Source organism: Flaviflexus sp., assembly GCF_041440645.1.
Taxonomy (GTDB): Bacteria; Actinomycetota; Actinomycetes; order Actinomycetales; family Actinomycetaceae; genus Flaviflexus.
Genome location: NZ_JASDVN010000009.1, coordinates 1 through 17307, shown reverse-complemented (window position 1 = coordinate 17307; position 17307 = coordinate 1). Strand labels below are relative to the sequence as shown.

General features: G+C 61.8%; 16 protein-coding genes. 6 read left to right on the top strand and 10 right to left on the bottom strand.

The window, feature by feature from the left end; genetic code table 11:
* Positions 1 to 126: 126 nt before the first annotated feature.
* The 5 genes from QMB98_RS01125 to QMB98_RS01105 all read left to right on the top strand — a co-directional run bounded on the left by QMB98_RS01125 (position 127) and on the right by QMB98_RS01105 (position 7851).
* Complete coding sequence (locus tag QMB98_RS01125) at positions 127 to 1605, top strand: cytochrome ubiquinol oxidase subunit I (RefSeq protein ID WP_371683792.1); 1479 nt, start codon at positions 127 to 129, stop codon at positions 1603 to 1605.
* 11 nt (positions 1606 to 1616) lie between these two features.
* Positions 1617 to 2750: a cytochrome d ubiquinol oxidase subunit II gene (gene cydB / locus QMB98_RS01120; RefSeq protein WP_371683791.1), complete on the top strand. Its 1134-nt coding sequence runs from the start codon at positions 1617 to 1619 to the stop codon at positions 2748 to 2750.
* Between the two features lie 105 nt (positions 2751 to 2855).
* Entirely contained in the window at positions 2856 to 4463 is a 1608-nt protein-coding gene (gene cydD, locus QMB98_RS01115) for a thiol reductant ABC exporter subunit CydD (protein ID WP_371683789.1), read from the top strand.
* Positions 4460 to 6178: a thiol reductant ABC exporter subunit CydC gene (gene cydC, locus QMB98_RS01110; protein ID WP_371683788.1), complete on the top strand. Its 1719-nt coding sequence runs from the start codon at positions 4460 to 4462 to the stop codon at positions 6176 to 6178. The genes cydD and cydC overlap by 4 nt, the downstream gene beginning before the upstream one ends.
* Entirely contained in the window at positions 6175 to 7851 is a 1677-nt protein-coding gene (locus QMB98_RS01105) for a GAF domain-containing sensor histidine kinase (protein ID WP_371683787.1), read from the top strand. The genes cydC and QMB98_RS01105 overlap by 4 nt, the downstream gene beginning before the upstream one ends.
* A 314-nt stretch (positions 7852 to 8165) precedes the next feature.
* Here QMB98_RS01105 and QMB98_RS01100 read toward each other — a convergent pair whose 3' ends face one another.
* From QMB98_RS01100 to QMB98_RS01060, 9 genes are all read right to left on the bottom strand, one after another.
* Positions 8166 to 8816, bottom strand: a complete 651-nt coding sequence (locus tag QMB98_RS01100; RefSeq protein WP_371683786.1) for a response regulator — start codon at positions 8814 to 8816, stop codon at positions 8166 to 8168.
* Positions 8817 to 8956: 140 nt separating this feature from the next.
* Entirely contained in the window at positions 8957 to 9841 is an 885-nt protein-coding gene (gene mutM / locus QMB98_RS01095) for a bifunctional DNA-formamidopyrimidine glycosylase/DNA-(apurinic or apyrimidinic site) lyase (protein ID WP_371683785.1), read from the bottom strand.
* Complete coding sequence (rnc, locus tag QMB98_RS01090; RefSeq protein ID WP_371683784.1) at positions 9834 to 10565, bottom strand: ribonuclease III; 732 nt, start codon at positions 10563 to 10565, stop codon at positions 9834 to 9836. Before rnc ends, mutM begins: the two co-directional genes overlap by 8 nt.
* Complete coding sequence (locus QMB98_RS01085; RefSeq protein WP_371683783.1) at positions 10562 to 11116, bottom strand: DUF177 domain-containing protein; 555 nt, start codon at positions 11114 to 11116, stop codon at positions 10562 to 10564. Before QMB98_RS01085 ends, rnc begins: the two co-directional genes overlap by 4 nt.
* 71 nt (positions 11117 to 11187) lie before the next feature.
* Positions 11188 to 11631 (bottom strand): Dps family protein, encoded by a 444-nt coding sequence (locus QMB98_RS01080; protein WP_371683782.1) that lies wholly within the window; start codon positions 11629 to 11631, stop codon positions 11188 to 11190.
* Positions 11632 to 11729: 98 nt separating this feature from the next.
* Positions 11730 to 12431: a hypothetical protein gene (locus QMB98_RS01075; RefSeq protein WP_371683781.1), complete on the bottom strand. Its 702-nt coding sequence runs from the start codon at positions 12429 to 12431 to the stop codon at positions 11730 to 11732.
* Positions 12424 to 12903, bottom strand: a complete 480-nt coding sequence (gene coaD, locus QMB98_RS01070) for a pantetheine-phosphate adenylyltransferase (protein ID WP_371683780.1) — start codon at positions 12901 to 12903, stop codon at positions 12424 to 12426. Before coaD ends, QMB98_RS01075 begins: the two co-directional genes overlap by 8 nt.
* Complete coding sequence (gene rsmD, locus QMB98_RS01065) at positions 12900 to 13463, bottom strand: 16S rRNA (guanine(966)-N(2))-methyltransferase RsmD (RefSeq protein WP_371683779.1); 564 nt, start codon at positions 13461 to 13463, stop codon at positions 12900 to 12902. The genes coaD and rsmD overlap by 4 nt, the downstream gene beginning before the upstream one ends.
* Positions 13463 to 15634: an ATP-dependent DNA helicase RecG gene (locus tag QMB98_RS01060; protein WP_371683778.1), complete on the bottom strand. Its 2172-nt coding sequence runs from the start codon at positions 15632 to 15634 to the stop codon at positions 13463 to 13465. Before QMB98_RS01060 ends, rsmD begins: the two co-directional genes overlap by 1 nt.
* A 247-nt stretch (positions 15635 to 15881) precedes the next feature.
* Here QMB98_RS01060 and rpmB point away from each other — a divergent pair, with 247 nt between their 5' ends.
* On the top strand, positions 15882 to 16076 hold the full coding sequence (gene rpmB, locus QMB98_RS01055; protein ID WP_371683777.1) for a 50S ribosomal protein L28: 195 nt from the start codon (positions 15882 to 15884) through the stop codon (positions 16074 to 16076).
* A 278-nt stretch (positions 16077 to 16354) separates the two neighbouring features.
* Here rpmB and thiL read toward each other — a convergent pair whose 3' ends face one another.
* On the bottom strand, positions 16355 to 17248 hold the full coding sequence (gene thiL / locus QMB98_RS01050) for a thiamine-phosphate kinase (protein ID WP_371683776.1): 894 nt from the start codon (positions 17246 to 17248) through the stop codon (positions 16355 to 16357).
* Positions 17249 to 17307 lie beyond the last annotated feature (59 nt).

Sequence of the window (17307 nt, the reverse complement as noted above, 5' to 3'; positions counted from 1 at the left end):
GTGGCCGATCAACGTTCCACATATTTTTGAGACACAGTGTCTAAAAAAAGGACTTTTGTCCTATGGTGAAATGTGCTGAGGGCATAAATTTATGCCATCTATTACTACCTTAGGAAGGGGATGTAGGTGGAAGCGCTCGACCTCGCCCGGTGGCAATTCGGAATTACCACCGTCTACCACTTTATCCTTGTCCCACTCACGATTGGCCTCGCTCCACTCGTTGCAATCATGCAAACGAAGTGGCTCCGTTCCGGTCAAGAGAAGTGGCTGAAGCTATCCGAATTCTTCGGCAAGATCCTCATGATCAACTTTGCCCTGGGTGTCGCAACGGGCATCGTTCAGGAATTCCAGTTCGGCATGAACTGGTCTGAATACTCCCGCTTTGTTGGTGACATCTTCGGTGCACCACTCGCGTTCGAGGCACTCATGGCCTTCTTCCTGGAATCGACGTTCCTGGGGCTGTGGATGTTCGGCAAGGGCCGGATGAGCGCGAAGCTCAACACCCTCTGCATCTGGATGGTCGCCATCGGCGTCAATATCTCCGCATACTTCATTCTGTGCGCCAACTCGTGGATGCAGCACCCGGTCGGTGCGATCTACAACGAGGAGACGGGCCGCGCAGAACTCGATGGCGTTGGTGGCTTCCTTGAGGTGCTGACCAACAACACCGCAATCGCCGCGACCTCCCACACCATCACGTCCGCCTTCCTTGTTGCTGGCACCGTCATTGCCGGCATTTCCGTTTGGTGGATGGTCCGCTCCTCGAAGAAGAACATCGAAGGTCAGCCCGAGATGTGGCGTTCGAGTGCTCGCTTCGGTTTCGTCACGATCCTCATAGCCGCCGCTGGCGTTGGCCTGACCGGCCACTACCAGGGCCAGCTCATGTACGAGCAGCAGCCGATGAAGATGGCGTCCGCCGAGGCCCAGTGCCACACGGAGGAATCCGCGCCGTTCTCGATTCTCGCCATCGGTGACTTCACGAACGACTGTGACAATGTCACCCGCATCATTGACGTTCCCTTCCTCACCTCATTCCTCGCGACCAACCACCTGACCGGTCCCGAGTCCCAGGTTCAGGGCGTCGACTCCGTCCAGGCCTACTACCAGGAAAAGTACGCCGATCAGTTCGGTGAGGACTACGACTACCGACCCAACCTGATCGTCACTTACTACTCGTTCCGACTCATGATCGGCCCGATCATCTTCCCTGTCGCCCTAGCCCTCGCCGGGCTATGGTTCACCCGCAAGGAGAAGATCTGGGAATCCACCCTGGCAGGCAAGTTCGCTCTCGTCACCATCCCGATGCCGTTCATCGCAGCCTCCTTCGGCTGGATCTTTACGGAGATGGGACGCCAGCCGTGGGTCGTTGCACCGAACCCGACAGGTGTCGATAACGTCCTTCTGCTCACGGACTACGGTGTTTCGCAGATGACAAGCCCCGGCATGGTTCTCACATCCCTCATCGCCTTCACGCTGCTGTACGCAGCACTCGGCGTTGTCTGGTTCTTCCTGGTCCGCCGCTACACCTTGGAGGGCATTGACCTCACCAAGGTGAAGGCACCAAGCCCAGATGACGAAAATCAGCCGCTGAGCTTCATCTACTAGGAGAACACATCATGGAATTTCTACCAGTCCTTTGGTTCGTTCTCATTGCTGTCCTCTGGGTCGGCTACCTGACCCTCGAGGGATTCGACTTTGGTGTCGGGATGCTGTTCCCCATCGTGTCCAAGAACGCGAAGGAGCGCCGCGTCGCCCTCAACACCATCGGCCCGCACTGGGACGGCAACGAAGTCTGGCTGCTGACCGCCGGTGGCGCCATGTTCGCTGCCTTCCCCGAGTGGTACGCGACCATGTTTTCCGGCATGTACCTCGCACTGCTCCTCATCCTACTGCTCCTCATCGTTCGCATCTGTGCGCTCGAGTGGCGTGGCAAGATCAACAACGAGACCTGGCGCAAGCGCTGGGATGGCATTCACACCGGTGCCGCGTGGCTCGTGTCCATCCTCTGGGGCGTGGCGTTCGCCAACCTCGTGCAGGGCATGGAGATTGAGGTTCTGCAGATCACCGATCCCGCGACCCAGACCTACGAGGTCATCTCCCCCGCCGCTGTCGAGTCCGCAACCGTGGCCGAGGCAGCCAGCTACACGCACCACCTGACCGGAGGGTTCTTCTCCCTCCTCACCCCGTTCACCATCCTGGGCGGACTTGTCACCCTCAGCCTCTTCCTCACGCACGGATCGATCTTCCTTGCGCTGAAGACATCGGGTGACATTCAGAAGCGCAGCGAGAAGCTGGCGGCCAAACTCTCGATCGGCTCCCTCGTCATCACCGCCGTGTGGGCGATTTGGGCTCAGCTCGCCTACTCCTCGGGTGTCTGGTCGTGGATCCCGCTGGTCGTCGCGGCCCTGTGCCTCGTCGCCACAGCGTTCTACGCGAACAAGGGCGCCGAGAAGCCCGCATTCATTGCGAACTTCGTTGGCATCGCAGCCGCGGTTGCGTTCATCTTCACCTCGATGGCTCCGAACGTCATGAAGTCCTCGATCGACCCGGCCTACTCGCTAACGATCTCCCAGGCTTCGGCAACCGGACCGACCCAGATCATCATGTCGGTTGCGGCACTCATCCTCGTGCCGATCATCATCGGATACTCGATCTGGTCGTACAGGGTATTCTCCAAGCGACTGCACGTGGACGACATCCCGGATACTCCGTCCGGCCTCACGCCGCAGTACACAGATAACGCACGCTAGGTCATCTCATGGGTGGGCGCGGCGAGTATCCGCGCCCACTTTCTTTAAGGTTCTTTCATTAAGGTTGTGGTTGTGAAACCTCTGGATCCGAAACTGCTGTCACATGTGGCCCCCGCAAAACGCTATGTCCTGCTTGTGACAGTGACAGGAATCCTGTCAGCGGCCCTCATCATCGCCCAATGTTTCCTCATTTCTCACGCCATCTCCCCCGTCATCGACGGCAGCGCGGGCCTGAGCGACGCGCTCCCCTTCGTCGGGATCCTTGCCCTCGTCATCCTGGGTAGAATGCTGGTCACCTGGGTACAGGAGTCGTTTGGTCACAGGGCAGCGCTAGCCACGATCGCGACCCTGCGGCGCAAGGTCCTGGACCGCGCGGGTGAGCTGGGACCACGCTGGCTCGCCTCCCGAACGTCCTCGATCACGACCTTCGCCATTCGCGGCCTGGAAGACTTAGAACCCTACTTCGTTAAGTACTTGCCCCAGCTTCTGCTGACAGCCACGGTCACGCCCGTGTCCCTGCTCGTTGTGCTCCTGCTCGACATCCCGTCCGCCCTCATCATTGTCTTCTGCATCCCGATCATCCCGGTCTTCATGATCCTCATTGGAAAGATGACGGAGTCGACGTCAAAGAAGAAGCTTGTCGCCATGGAATCCCTGGGCGATCAGGTGCTTGACCTCATCGCGGGCCTGCCCACCCTCAAGGCTCTCGGCCGCGAGCAGGGTCCGAAGAAGCGGGTGCGCAAGCTTGGCGAGCAGTACACGAAGACGACGATGGAGTCGTTGCGGATCGCGTTCCTGTCCGGTTCCGTCCTCGAGTTCCTCGCCACCCTCTCGACCGCTCTCGTTGCCGTCGAGGTTGGATTCCGCATGGTGTACGGTCACCTCGACCTCACGACCGGACTCATCATCATCATGCTGACACCCGAGCTGTTCAAGCCCTTGCGGGAGGTCGGATCCCAGTATCACGCCTCAACGGATGGTTTGGCTGCCGCCGAGGAGGCCATCGATATCATCGAGACGCCCGTACCCGAACGGGGCACGGAGCCCGCGCCCTCGGTATCCGCCTCCCCCATTGTTCTCCGTGACGTCACGGTCGAGGCGGAGGGCCGCGGCATCCTCGCTCCCGCACACTTGTCCGCCACCATCGAACCCGGCCTCATCACCGCCCTCGCGGGGTTTTCCGGGGCCGGTAAGTCCACCACCGTCTCCGTCATCCTCGGCCTCCACGAACCAACAGGTGGCAGCGTCTCCATCGACGGTATCCCGCTTGACACGATCGATCCCGCCTCATGGTGGGAACAGATTTCTTGGGTCCCCCAGCGTCCCGTCATCGTTCCCGGCACCGTTGCCGACAACGTTGGAACGAGGGACATGGAGGCGGCCCGCCTCACCGGTTTCGATGCGGTCCTTGAAACCCTTCCCCAGGGTTGGGACACGCCTGTCGGTCAGGGCGGTGTCGGCCTGTCACTCGGCCAGCGCCAGCGTCTCGCGCTCACCCGCGCCTTCGCGGAGCACCGCCCCATGCTTGTCCTGGACGAACCAACAGCCCACCTCGATGCCCTCTCCGAGGCGAGGATCCTCGAGACCGTTAAGGCCGCGAAACAGCGCGGTCAAACCGTTCTCGTCATCGCCCACCGCGAATCCCTCCTTGAGATCGCGGATCGAGTGATCCAAGTGGAGAGCACGGACGTGAGCGAGGAGCTGGTCAAATGATTCTGGGTAAGAAAGAACGTACGGCCCTACGCAGGTGCCTCAGCCTGCTCGAGATCAACAGGGGCAGGTTCCTCCTCTCTGTCCTGTTCGGTTCTCTCGGGCTGGGTTCCGCCATCGCGCTGTCCGCTGTCTCGGCCTGGCTCATTGCGAGAGCCTCGCAGATGCCGCCGGTGCTGGAGTTGTCGGTCGCCGCAACCGCAGTTCGCATGTTCGGCATCGGCAAGGCCCTGTTCCGCTACCTGGAGCGGCTCGCCTCCCACCGGGTAGCGCTGTCTGGTATGGGGAACCTACGAACGAATATCTACTCGAAGCTGGCAGATTCCACGGACTCTCGCGTTGCGTCCCTGCGTCGCGGTGATCTCCTTGCGCGCACGGGAGCCGACGTCGACACGATCGGCGACACGGTCGTCAAGGCCATCCTGCCCGCCTGCATCGCCTTCGTCACGGCCTTCGTGTCCGTCGGTATCGTCTGGTGGCTCTCCCCCCAGATCGCCATCGCTCTCGTCGCCTGCCTGCTCCTGTCCGGAGTGGTTGGCCCGATCCTTTCGGGCATTGGCGCACGCAGGGCCGAAGCTGACCGCGTCGAGGACGAAGCAGAACTCACTTCCCTGTCCCTCGCCGTCCTCGAAGGCGCCGGTGAGCTCCGCGTCTCAGGCAGGCTGGACGAGATGATGACCGAGGTGGAGACCACCGAGGCCCGCATCCGCTCCCACCGCGACAGGTCGGCGAAGCCGCTGGCGTGGGCGGCGGCGATCGACACCCTGGCACTTGGGCTCTCCGTTCTTGCCGCGATTCTCATCGGCGTGGGGCAGATGGAGGCGGGAGTCCTCAACGGCATTGAGCTCGCCGTTTGCGTGCTCGTTCCCCTCGCGGCCTTTGAGGGGACGGCGGCGCTTGGTCCGGCCGCCCTCGAGCTCGTGCAGTCCGGGCAGGCCGCCGTCCGGATCTCCGATCTCCTGGGAGACGAGGAGGTCGAGGACAAGAAGCACGATGAGGGCCTTGAAGCTGTTCTCGAGGTCCGTGACCTGGTGGTGGGTTGGCCGGGAGAACCTGACGTTGCCGGTCCCTTCAACCTCACGATTCGCAAGGGAGACAAGGTCGCCATCGTCGGACCCTCTGGGATCGGTAAGTCCACCCTGCTCGCCACGTTCGCTGGCCTCATCCCACCCCATGAGGGAACCGCCACCATCGGCGGCACCAATGCCTCGGAACTGACGCGTGAATCAATCTCCCGAGTGTTGCTCATGAACGCTGAGGACGCTCACATCTTCCACACCACGGTCATGGAAAACCTCCGCGTGGTCCGCAGGGACCTGACCGAGGACGAAGCCCTCGATGCCCTTGGCCGCGCCGGCCTTGGCGAGTGGCTGGAGAGGCTCCCCGACGGACTCGATACCCTCCTGGGCGGTAATGGAACAACCGTGTCCGGTGGTGAACGCCGCAGGCTTCTCCTCGCCCGCGCACACGCCTCTCACGCCCCGATCATCGCCCTCGATGAGCCCGGCGAGCATCTCGATCCCGAGACCGCGGATCGGCTCCTGGCCGACCTGTTCGCTTCCGACCTCGGAATGATTGTCGTGACGCACCGACTGTCCGGACTCGAGAATGTCGATACCATTGTGTATTTGAGCGACAATGGTCTCGAGGTTGGCACCTTTGCCGACCTCATGGCAGCAAGCCCCGAGTTTAGGTGGGCGGTACAGGAGAGTTCATGAGCGATCCCGTCGGTTATCCGATTCCCGAGCGCGACCAGGAGGATGGCGGTCTTTTCGACTCCGCTCTCGCTCTGACCTCACGGCTCGACATCACGTCCGCTCTGCAGGAGTTCGTGGAATCGGCACGGAGACTGACGGGAGCCCAGTACGCGGCACTCGGCATCCTTGGTAGCCGCGGCGAGACCGTGGCCTTCCACTACACGGGAATGAACGCCCCTGATGTCGACAAGCTCCCTCACCCACCCCACGGGCACGGCGTGTTTGCGGAGATCCCAACGGACTCCCCCCTCATCATCAACGACCTCTCCACCCACCCCGCCTTCGAGGGATGGCCGAGCTACCACCCGAGGATGAAGAACTTCCTTGGCGTGCCGGTCCGCATCCAGGAGCAGGTCTTTGGCCGGATCTACCTGGCAGACAAGGACACCGACTTCAACGACGATGACGCCTCCAACATCTCCATGTTGGCGAGCGCCGCAGCGATCGCCGTCCAAAACGCCCGCCTCTACTCAGAATCCGAGAACAGGGCGGCGTGGATCGGTGTGTCCCAGCAGATCACCACGGCCCTTCTCGAAGGAACGGACGAGGAAGAGGCACTCGAGCTCATCGCGAAGAAGATGCGAGAAGTATCGAAGTCCTGCACCGCACTCATTGTTCTGCCGTCCGTTGGTGACGCCTGGGTGTGCGAGATCGCCGATGGTCTGAACGCTGACGAAATGATCGGCCTCGAGTTCCCACCCGATGGCAGGGTCCAGACCGTGATCCGGGAGGGATCCGGGGTTGTCGTGGACTCCATGACCCGCACCCGAACCATGAGGATCCCGGAACTGCGCGGCTACGGGCCCGCCCTGTACGCACCCATGATTCTCGACGGCGCTGGCGCGGGCGTCATCATCCTGCTTCGGTCCCGCAACCAGCCGGAGTTCGATCTCGCCGATTTGGCGATGGCGGAGTCAGTCTCCAAGCAGGCCGCTCTTGCTCTCGAACTGGCCGCAGCACGTCACGCACAGGACGTCGCGGCGCAGATTGATGAGCGTGCCGCGATTTCCCGCGACCTGCACGATCTTGCCATTCAGCAGCTCTTCGCCACCGGCATGCAGATCACCACCATCAAGGACGATCTCGAGGACAAGGGCACCGATCCGGAGGTTCTCGACCTGCTCAATCAGGCCATTTCTTCCGTCGATGAGTCCGTCAAGGAGATCCGTCAGATCGTCCACCGGCTGCGCGAACCCGATGCGAACGTTGTGCTTGTTGAGCGGCTCCGCCGCGAGGCCTCAGTCGCACGTAACTCTCTTGGCTTCGCCCCATCCTTCGTCATCAGCCTCGATGGCGAGACCCTCCCACCTGACGTGGATGCGAATACCGTCACCCAGATCGATAACAGGGTCGGTGCTGACGTCGCCGACGATATCGTGGCCGTCACCCGCGAGGGCCTCTCCAACGCTGCACGCCACGCCAAGGCCTCCTCGCTTGCCGTCACGGTGTCGGTGGATGGCGGGCAGGCGACCGTGCGGGTGGCGGACGACGGCGTGGGCCTCAGCCCAGCCCAGTCCCGCCGCTCCGGCCTCTCGAACCTCGCAGCTCGTGCCCGCAGGCACCACGGCACCTTTTCCATGGTTCCGGGAGATGGTCACGGCACTGTCCTGACCTGGTCCGTCCCACTGATCTAAGGTCACCGGCCGAATCTAAGGTCACCGGCCTGATCTATAGGCGAACTCATCCGAGGTCAGCCTCCTGACGGTCATCGTATCGATCGAGTGCAACCAACGGATCGAGGAAGGAACTGTGGAAGCAGGCTAGAGACAGGACCGGTTTCTAAGCAACAAGAAGCGGGCCACCTGGGCCCGCTTCTTCGTTTCTATTCGCATGTCTCTGCTCGGAAGCGACTACTTGTGATTCTTCATTCGCAGATTTCAAATCGGAGGCATCGACGCACGATGGAACACTGACGTCAGAACGTCCTGCAGATTGCCTGACCGAATAACTAGTTCTGCGCCCGCCATCCCGCAGCACGCTGGCCGGCCACCCATGCGGCGACCTGGGTGCGGCGCTGCAGACCCATCTTCGAGAGCAGGGACGTGATGTGGTTCTTGACGGTCTTCTCGGCGACACCGAGGCGTTCACCGATCTCACGGTTCGAAAGACCCTCACCGATGAGGTCGAGGACCTTGCGTTCCGAGGGGGTGAGGTCAGCGGTGGGATCGTCGTGATCGGCACGGCGCCTCGTCAGCGTCCTCTCGTCAAGGAGCACGCGACCGGCTGCGACTGCCTTGATGACCTCGGTGATCTCTGCGCCACGAACGGACTTGAGCAGGTACGCCTTGGCGCCCGCGTGGAGTGCTTCGTCGAGAGCATCGTCATCATCGAACGAGGTCAGGACAATCGGGCGGACGGTGGGAACCTCAACGGCAAGCTGCTGAATGATGTCGATGCCGGTGCCGTCGGGCAGGCGGAGGTCGACGAGCGCTACGTCGGGTCGGACGACCTTGGCGCGGGTCAAGGCCTCGGCAACTGAGCCGGCTTCAGCAACAACGGACAGGCCGTCGGCTCGCTCAACTACCTCAGAGATTCCTCGACGCACTACCTCGTGGTCGTCAATGATCATGACGTGGATATCATCCCTAGCTTCACTCATGTCTGAATTCTAGCCCAGCATTCTCCGAATCGTGACGTCGATTGCAGTTCTCTATCACCTAGTGGAATGGTTGAATTGAGAAACTATTCTTTGTTGTTATTTCGTGAACTGGAACGGTTAGAGAACTCGGAAACGTTTTTTCAACCTCGGGAAAGCGGCTGACAAATCGGACAGAACGTTGATGACCTGTTCATGAACTGAATCTTCTTCATCGTCGCTCCGCACCGAACACACGCCTGACCTCCCCTTCCGTACGCTCGGAGGGATCGTTCGAAGTATCCGGAGGCGCCATCGACATCGACGTAAAGAGAGTCGAAAGAGGTGCCACCCTGGGCGAGAGCCTCTCTCAAGACGGCCGTGGAATGCTCCCACAGTCCGCCCAAACTCCCGTACGAGAGACCATTGGTTTTCCTGCGGGGGTGAATACGTGCACGGAACAGTGCCTCGTCGCAGTAAATGTTGCCGAGTCCCGAGACGAGTTCCTGGTCGAGCATCGCCCGTTTGATCTCTGTTCGCTTCTTCCGAGTGCGCTTTGAGAGTTCTTCAAGGTCAAGGGCGGGATCGAGCAGGTCCCGACCGATGTGAGCCACGGGAACGGGGATAAGGGTCGAAGTGGTGCCCCATCCGGCTGGCGCACCATCCGGTACTTCAGTCAGGGAGGACCGCTGGATGTATCCGAAGGTACGCTGATCGATGAAGCGTAGGTGGCTACCATCGCTGAACCGGAGGCGTGCCCGCTCGTGGGGATGAGGTGGTGCAACAGCACCCGGGCTGCTGACAAGAAGTTGGCCGGACATGCCGAGATGGAAGTTGAGGGCAAGCCCCGCCATTTCCATCCACAAGAACTTGCCCCTGCGCGCAACAGCTTCGACGGTTCTACCGTGGAGAGCAACGAGGCCCTCCACGCCGCCCTCGGAACGCTGAACAGCGCGCGGGTGAAGGACGGTGATGCTGGCGAGAGTCTTGCCGAGAAGGAGCCTCTCAAGCCCTTCCCGGACCGTCTCAACCTCCGGTAGTTCAGGCATTGACCGCTGCGAGGAGCGCCGGGTAGCTTGCCTCCGCCGCCGCCATCTCAGCCTTCGCGCGAGAGGTGCCGGTGCCGCTCCCCCACGAACGACCATCCACAATCGTCGTGGCAACGTAGCTGCGGGCGTGATCGGGGCCGGAACCCTCGATCTCATAGTGGACCTCGCCCAGCTTCCCGTCGTTCGCCACCATCTGCACCGACGTCTTCCAGTCCAGCGCCGGTCCGGCCTTCATGGCCTCCTCGATGAACGGCTGGGTCAGGCGCTCGACGACGCTTCGGACCGCATCGAGACCCGCAGACAGGTAGGTGGCACCAATCATGGCTTCCACCGTGTCGGACAGGATGGAGGGCTTGTTCCGACCGTTGGTCACGAGCTCACCATTGCCGAGAAGAATAAACTCGTCCAAGCCCACCGTCTTCGCGATCTCTGCGAGGGGTTTCTCGGATACGGCGGCGGCACGGATCGGTACGAGGTCGGCCTCGGATTTGTCCGGGTAGTCGCGGTAGATCCGGTCGGTGACGACGATGGAGAGGACGGAGTCACCCAGAAACTCGAGCCTCTCGTTCGTCGGCACTCCCCCGTTCTCAAATGCCCACGAGCGGTGCGTGAGCGCAAGCTCAAGCAACTCAGGGTCGATGTCGGCACCCCAAGCCTTGAGCAGGACCTCACGGTCGGTGCGCGCGGGGCGGTTCACCTTCTTCAGGCCTTTTGAGCGGCTCATTCGCCACGCTTTTCGGCCACGAGCTTGGCCCGCAGCTCATCGAGCGGGTTCGGCACCACCGGTTCCTGCTCGTGTTCGTGATCGCCCGGAAGGTCAGCGAGGCGCTCACCGCACACGGTGCACAGTCCCGGGCAGTCCGGCTCGCACAACGGAATGAACGGCATCTGGCCGACGATGGTGTCGCGCAAGAGGGACTCGATGTTGATCGTGTCGTTCTCGATGAGCGGGAGCTCGCCCGCCTCCTCATCACCGGACTCGACGAGAGCCTTGGCCCGGTTCGGGTAGAAGTACAGTTCCGTCAGATCGGCGTCGCCCTCTTCCTCAACGATCTTGAGGCAACGGGAGCATTCAGAGACGGTGTCGTACGTGGCGTGGGCGGTGAGGAGCACACCTTCCGAAACAGACTGGAGCGCCCCCTCGATTTCAATATCACCGTCGGTGTGCACCAGGTCGGTCGCGAACTCGGGGTTGGTGAGGATGCGGGACAGGTCAACCCGTGAACCCTCCTGGTGGCGGAGGTCGTTGAGGGCGATGCTGTACACATCAGGCATGGTGTCTCCTAAATGATGGGGCGAGCCCCGCACTTCTCAGAAGAATGCGCGGGGCCCACGAGTATGTCGTGCTATTCAGCAACGGATGCTGCGCGGAGCATCCATGCCTGCTTTTCCAGCTCGGTGGCGATACCAATGAGGAGGTCGCCGGACAGCGGATCGGCCGGGTCCACGCTCTCGAGATTCTTCTTGATGTTATCGGAAGCGGTCTGGAGCTTGGACTCAATGATTTCGTAGCCGTCAGATACCTTAATCCACGAAGCCGAGATGTCACCAATGCCGGAGGTGGAGTTCACCTGTGATGCTCGCCCATCCGGTGCCACGCCGATCGCCGCCATGCGTTCCGCAACATCGTCGGACGCGGTGCGAGCGAAGTCGACGATCTCGTCAAGCTGCAGGTGGAGGGAACGGAACCTGGGTCCCTGAATGTTCCAATGTGCCTGCTTGCCCTGAAGGGAAATGTCGATGAGGTCGACAAGAACGGACTGGAGTGCTGAACCTACTGAGTCGGACATTTTCATTTCTCTCTTTCTGAAGAACTCGTTCTCCACAACACTTCCAGTGAACACCCTCCTACCAGCGGTTTCAACCGTTTAGCTTAAGAGCGAAACCACTACCGTTCGGTATCGAAGGGCTCCTCGAACTCTTCCTCGTCGATCGGGGAAACACGGATGTCACGCAGGACGGGGCCGCGGCTCTCCTGTTCGACTTCGTCAGGACGGTCACCACCATCAAACTGGCCCTCGTCGTCACCTTGGTCCTCGGCCTGATCGGCCGAGTGGCTACGGGTTTCCTGCCTGCGGGAGAGCTCCTGGCGACCGGCGTGCACCTTCGCGAGGAGCGACTCGAGTTCCTCCTGGAGGTAGGCGAGGGAATCATCCGAGTAGCGGGCGGCACCGGCCCGGAGCTTCACCGCAGATCCCTCCGCGTGCTCAATGATCTGTGCGGCACGGGCCTCCGCGTCCTTCGTGATGGCGTGCTCGGACACGAGTTCAGCGGCCTTCGCCCTGCCCTCGGCCACGGCCTGCTCGGCGTCCGCGTGGGCGCGTTCCAGGATGGTCTTGGCGCGGCGCTGAGCATCGGTCTTGACCTCGGAGGCCTCGGCGATGATGCGGTCGGCCGCCTCGATCTGATCGGGCACGATGTCGCGTGCCGTCTCGAGCAGGTCGAGGACCTCGGAACGGTTGATCATGGCGGATGCCGACATCGGGACGCCGCGTGCTGTCTCGACGATCTGCCGAAGCTCGTCGAGGACGGCAATGAGGGACTCCCCCGCCACCTGGTTCTGTTCTACGTCGAAGTCGTGCTCAGTCATTGGAGTCCTTTCGGGAAAGTGCTGCCGCCACCTCGGGCGGCACAAGGTCGTCAATGTAGCCGCCGTGGTTCGACACATCCTTGACGAGAGAGGACGCGACGTGGGCGAGGCGGGGATCACCCATGATGAAGATCGTTTCGACACCGGAGAGGTGACGGTTCATGAGGGACATAGCCTGCTCAGCATCGAAGTCCGCGGCACCCCTCAGGCCCTTGATGATTGCCGAGGCACCGACCTCCTTGACGAAGTCGACGAGCAGTCCGTGCACGGGAAGCACCCGAGCCCCTGGGATGTCCTTCACCGATGCCTCCGCGAGCGCCAACCGTTCCTCTGGAGAGAAGCAGTACTTCTTTGAGGCGTTCTGGGCGACTCCGATGATGACCTCGTCCACGACGGTGAGAGCGCGGCGCACCACGTCGATGTGTCCGAGTGTGATCGGGTCAAAGGATCCCGGGCATACGGCAATACTCATGAGTTAAGACTACGTTGATAGTCAGCGTGGAGTGCGGACCAGATCACGGTGTCGCCCCAACTCCTGTGTTCGTCGAGTGCGATTCCCTCCGGCCACAGGGGTTGCCCGGAGTGCTTGCTGCGCTCCACCATGAGGAGCCCGTCGTGCACGAGGTGCGGCACTGCCCGCTCGAGCGCAAGGGCGAGTGCTTCTTGGTCAAGGTCGTAGGGCGGGTCGAGGAAGATGACGTCGTACTGGGTTCCGGGGGTGGCGAGGAAGGTTTCGACCTTCTGCTGGACGACGTGGATCTCGAGTCCGGTCTTGCTCGCATTGGCTTTGATGGTGCTTGCGGCTTCTCGACTTGCCTCGACTGCGGTGACTGTCCGTGCCCCGCGGGATGCTGCCTCGAGGCCGAAGGCTCCCGATCCCGCGTAGAGGTCGAGGACGTACGTGTTGTCGAGGTAGCCGCGGTGGGTGAGCCTGTTGAAGACAGCTTCTCTCACCATGTCCGGGGTGGGTCGTGCCGACTTCGGGACCTTGATGGTCATTCCTTTTGCGGTGCCGGATACGATGCGTGGCATCAGTTCCTCCCCAGGTAGTCGGTTTCGGTTCTTTGCCTGGCATGGTCCACTGCGTCCCGGAGCCCGCTCCAGGTGGCGAGTGTCGGATCCGTTTCAACAAAGTTGACGGCCTCGGCCCGTGCTGTCCCTATTATTTCGCCATCTTTCCTCAAGTTGAGGAACTTCAGGTGGGAGCGTGTCCCCGACTGGCTGGCTCCGAGGACGTCGCCTTCTCGGCGCAGTTCGAGGTCGCGGTCGGCGAGAACGAATCCGTCGCGTGTTGAGGCGAAGGCGTCGAGGCGTTCCGCGGCGATCGTGCCCGGGGGTGCCCACGAGAACGCGAGGCAGATGCCGGGCTTGGTGCCTCGACCGATGCGGCCGCGGAGCTGGTGGAGCTGGGATAGTCCGAATCGGTCGGCGTCAAGGATGACCATGGCGGTGGCGTCGGGGACGTCCACGCCGACCTCGACCACGGTGGTGGCAACGAGGATCGGGACCTCCCCGGACTGGAAGGCCGCCATCGCCCCGTTCTTCTCCTCTGGGCTCATGGGTCCCGTCAGGGTTCCGATGGGGATGCCGTGCAGAGCTGGCGTGTTTCTCAGCTGCTCCGTCATCTCGTCTACGGATGCCAGTGGCGGCCTCGACTCGCCCTCGGGGTCCTCAAGGAGCGCTGGGTCCTCGGTGGGTGTGATGCGGGGGCAGATGACGAAGGCTCTGCCGCCTGCCTTCACCTCTTCGGCAACCCGTTCCCAGACGCGATCGACCCAGGCCTGCTTGGTGGCAGGCACGATCGTCGTCGAGACTTCCTGGCGACCCCCGGGCAGTTCGGTCAGCTCCGAAACATCGAGGTCACCGAAGACCGTCATGGCGAGGGTCCTGGGGATGGGGGTGGCGGTCATGACCAAGAGGTTCACTCCCGCGCTTGCTCGCAGAGCATCCCGCTGGTCCACTCCGAACCTGTGCTGCTCGTCGACGACGGCGAGGGAGAGGAACGGGATCTGGACCGTGTCGGACAGGAGTGCGTGGGTTCCGACGATGATGCCTGTCTCGCCACCCGCGAGCCTGCCCAGGACATGCCTCTTCTCCTTGGCCCCCAACGAGCCCATGAGGAGATCCACGCGGGTTCCGATGTCGGAGCCGCCCAGCATCCCCCCGTAAGCAAGATCGCCAAGGAGGGCCAGGATCGAGCGGTAGTGCTGTTCGGCAAGAACTTCCGTGGGTGCAAGCAGCGCGGCCTGTCCCCCACCGTCAACAACTTGGAGCATGGCTCGGAGTGCCACGATGGTCTTACCGGAGCCAACATCGCCCTGGAGGAGGCGGTTCATGGGCCGATCGGAGGCGAGGTCCCTCTCGATCTCCCGCCCCACCTTCTCCTGACCTGTGGTGAGAGCGAACGGAAGCCCGGAATCAAACTCAGCGGCAATCCCATTGGCTAGCCTGGGCCGAGGAACCGATTCTGTTGCCATGGCCTCGTGGCTGCGCTGGGCTAGGACGGTCTGGAGGACGAGTGCCTCCTCGTGCTTCTTGCGTTCCTGAGCCTTCTTCCAGTCGTTGTCGGTCTTGGGGCAATGCAGGGCAAGCAGCGCCTCGTAGGCGCCGAGGAGCCCATGCCGCTTGCGGTAGTCCTCGGGGAGGACCTCCGGGATGTCATCGGGACCAATCTGGTCGAGAACGGCACCGACCGCCTTCTCGATCGTCCACGTCGGCACCTTGACGCCGGCCGGGTAGAGAGGGAGCGGACGAGCGATGTCCGCCTCATCAATGTCGTCCTCGTCCTCCAACACCTGATACTCGGGATGGGTAAGCTGGAGGGAACCACGGTAGGACGACACGGTTCCAGAGAAGGTTGCGAGCGTGCCCTTCTGGAGCTTGGACTGATGGAAGGCGAGCGGCCGCGAGGAGTTCGCAAAGAAGGTGAGCGACATGTCGTACATGCCGTCCGAGATCATGACCTTGAGGATGAAGCCCCGACGAGCATTCATCGGCCGCACGCTTGTGTCGAGAACCCTGGCCACGACCGTGACGTTCTCTCCTTCAACTGCACGTGACAGGGGAACGAGTTCACCGCGATGTACGTAGCGGCGTGGGGCGTGGTCGATCAGATCCTGGACGGTGCGCAGCTCGAGCTTGTCGAGGGCCTTCGCCGTGCGAGCACCGAGGATCCTCTCCAAAGGGGTCTCAAGGAGACTCATCCCATCAGTAGCTACGGCTTTCATCTTCCCTCCCGCGTACTAGACTAGCGAATCGGGCGGGCACTCCTTAACAGCTGTGGTCAGCCCCCGTCATTCCGAAATAGTGTGCGATACCACGCGAGTCGGGCCGAGCAGGTCTTGGTACTTTTCCCGCCCCTCGGTTAATATAAACAGGTTGCATTCCTTAGTGTGTGCATGTCAGGAGACGCCGCTGGCGTCTTGTCAGCGAGAAGATCAGGAGAGAACCGTGGCCTCAGTATGTGACGTCTGCGGCAAGGGCCCGGGCTTCGGCAAGAGCGTCTCGCACTCCCACGTGCGGACCAACCGCCGTTGGAACCCAAACATTCAGCGTGTGCGTGCCCTCGTCAATGGAGCACCGAAGCGTCTGAACGTATGCACCAACTGCATTAAGTCAGATCGCATCGTTCGCAACGCGCGATAAGCCGTAAGCTCGTGAACCCCCACTTCGGTGGGGGTTCAGTCGTTTCTGAGGGTTCAGCCGCCACCGTACGACTGCTTTGCTCAATCCAGACCCCTCCACAATGCGCGAGGGTGGGACAACGAGAGATGCCTGAGCCGCAGGCTCGCAGCGTTTCTCAACGAGGCCGAGGCTTAGCCTCATCCCTCGTTTTGTGGGGTGAACCCCATTCATGTATTTCATCTGCGTCTCCTCCACTCATGTGGAGGCGCTTGCTTTGTCAGGGCGTATGTCGCTTGACACTAACCCGCGAAGTGGTCCCAACCACCAAGCTCAGTCGGGCTCACGCCATCGACCGTAACTCCGCTACCTTCGGATACAGTGCCGATGATCGTCCAGCCTGAAGGAACACTTCCGTCGCGGACGGTGGCGAGGAACCCGTGGTCTTCTCCCCCCGTGAGCGCCTGCTCGAGCGTGACGCCCGGGCTGGCAATCTCCGAAATTATCTGTGAATCAAGATTGATAGCAACTCCTGACTTCTTTGCGATCCTTCTGCTGTCTCGAACCAGACCATCGGAAACATCCATCATCGCGGTCGCGGGAACCGCGAGCGCCAGGTCCACAGGTGGCACGGGCCTGCGGAAGAGGAGCGTCTCGTCCCCGGTACGTCCCTGCCCAAGGAGTTCGAGCCCGCGGGCTGAGGCACCGAGGTTACCGGTGTGGATGACGAGGTCTCCGGGTCTCGCTCCCGAGCGGAGCACGGGCTCCCTCCCCTCCATGTCACCCAGCACGGTTCCCGAGGCAACGATGATGGGGCCACGTGACATGTCGCCGCCGTCAATTGCGATGGGGCCGGTGAGTTGCGACAGGTAGTCGCAGGACTCCCCCAAACCGATAGAGAAGTCCTCAACCCAGTCGGCGCTCACGTACTCTGGAATGGTCATGGCGACCACGAGGGACATGGGGCGGGCTCGCATTGAGGCAGCGTCGGCAACGTTCTGCATGACGCACCGCCACCCGACGTCGGCTCCGCTGGACCAGTCGGTGCGGAAGTGAACGTTTTCAACAAGGATGTCGGTCGAGACAGCGACCTGTCCTGTTGGGGCGAGTACCGTGCAGTCATCCCCCGTGGGTACGTGCGCAGTTGAGGCTGGCAGGTGGCGGCCGATCAGGGCAAGGAGCTCGTCTTCACTCATGACCGCATTCTCTCACGACCCACTTAGAGCCGTTGACTTGGATCGGGCCGGTACAGTGG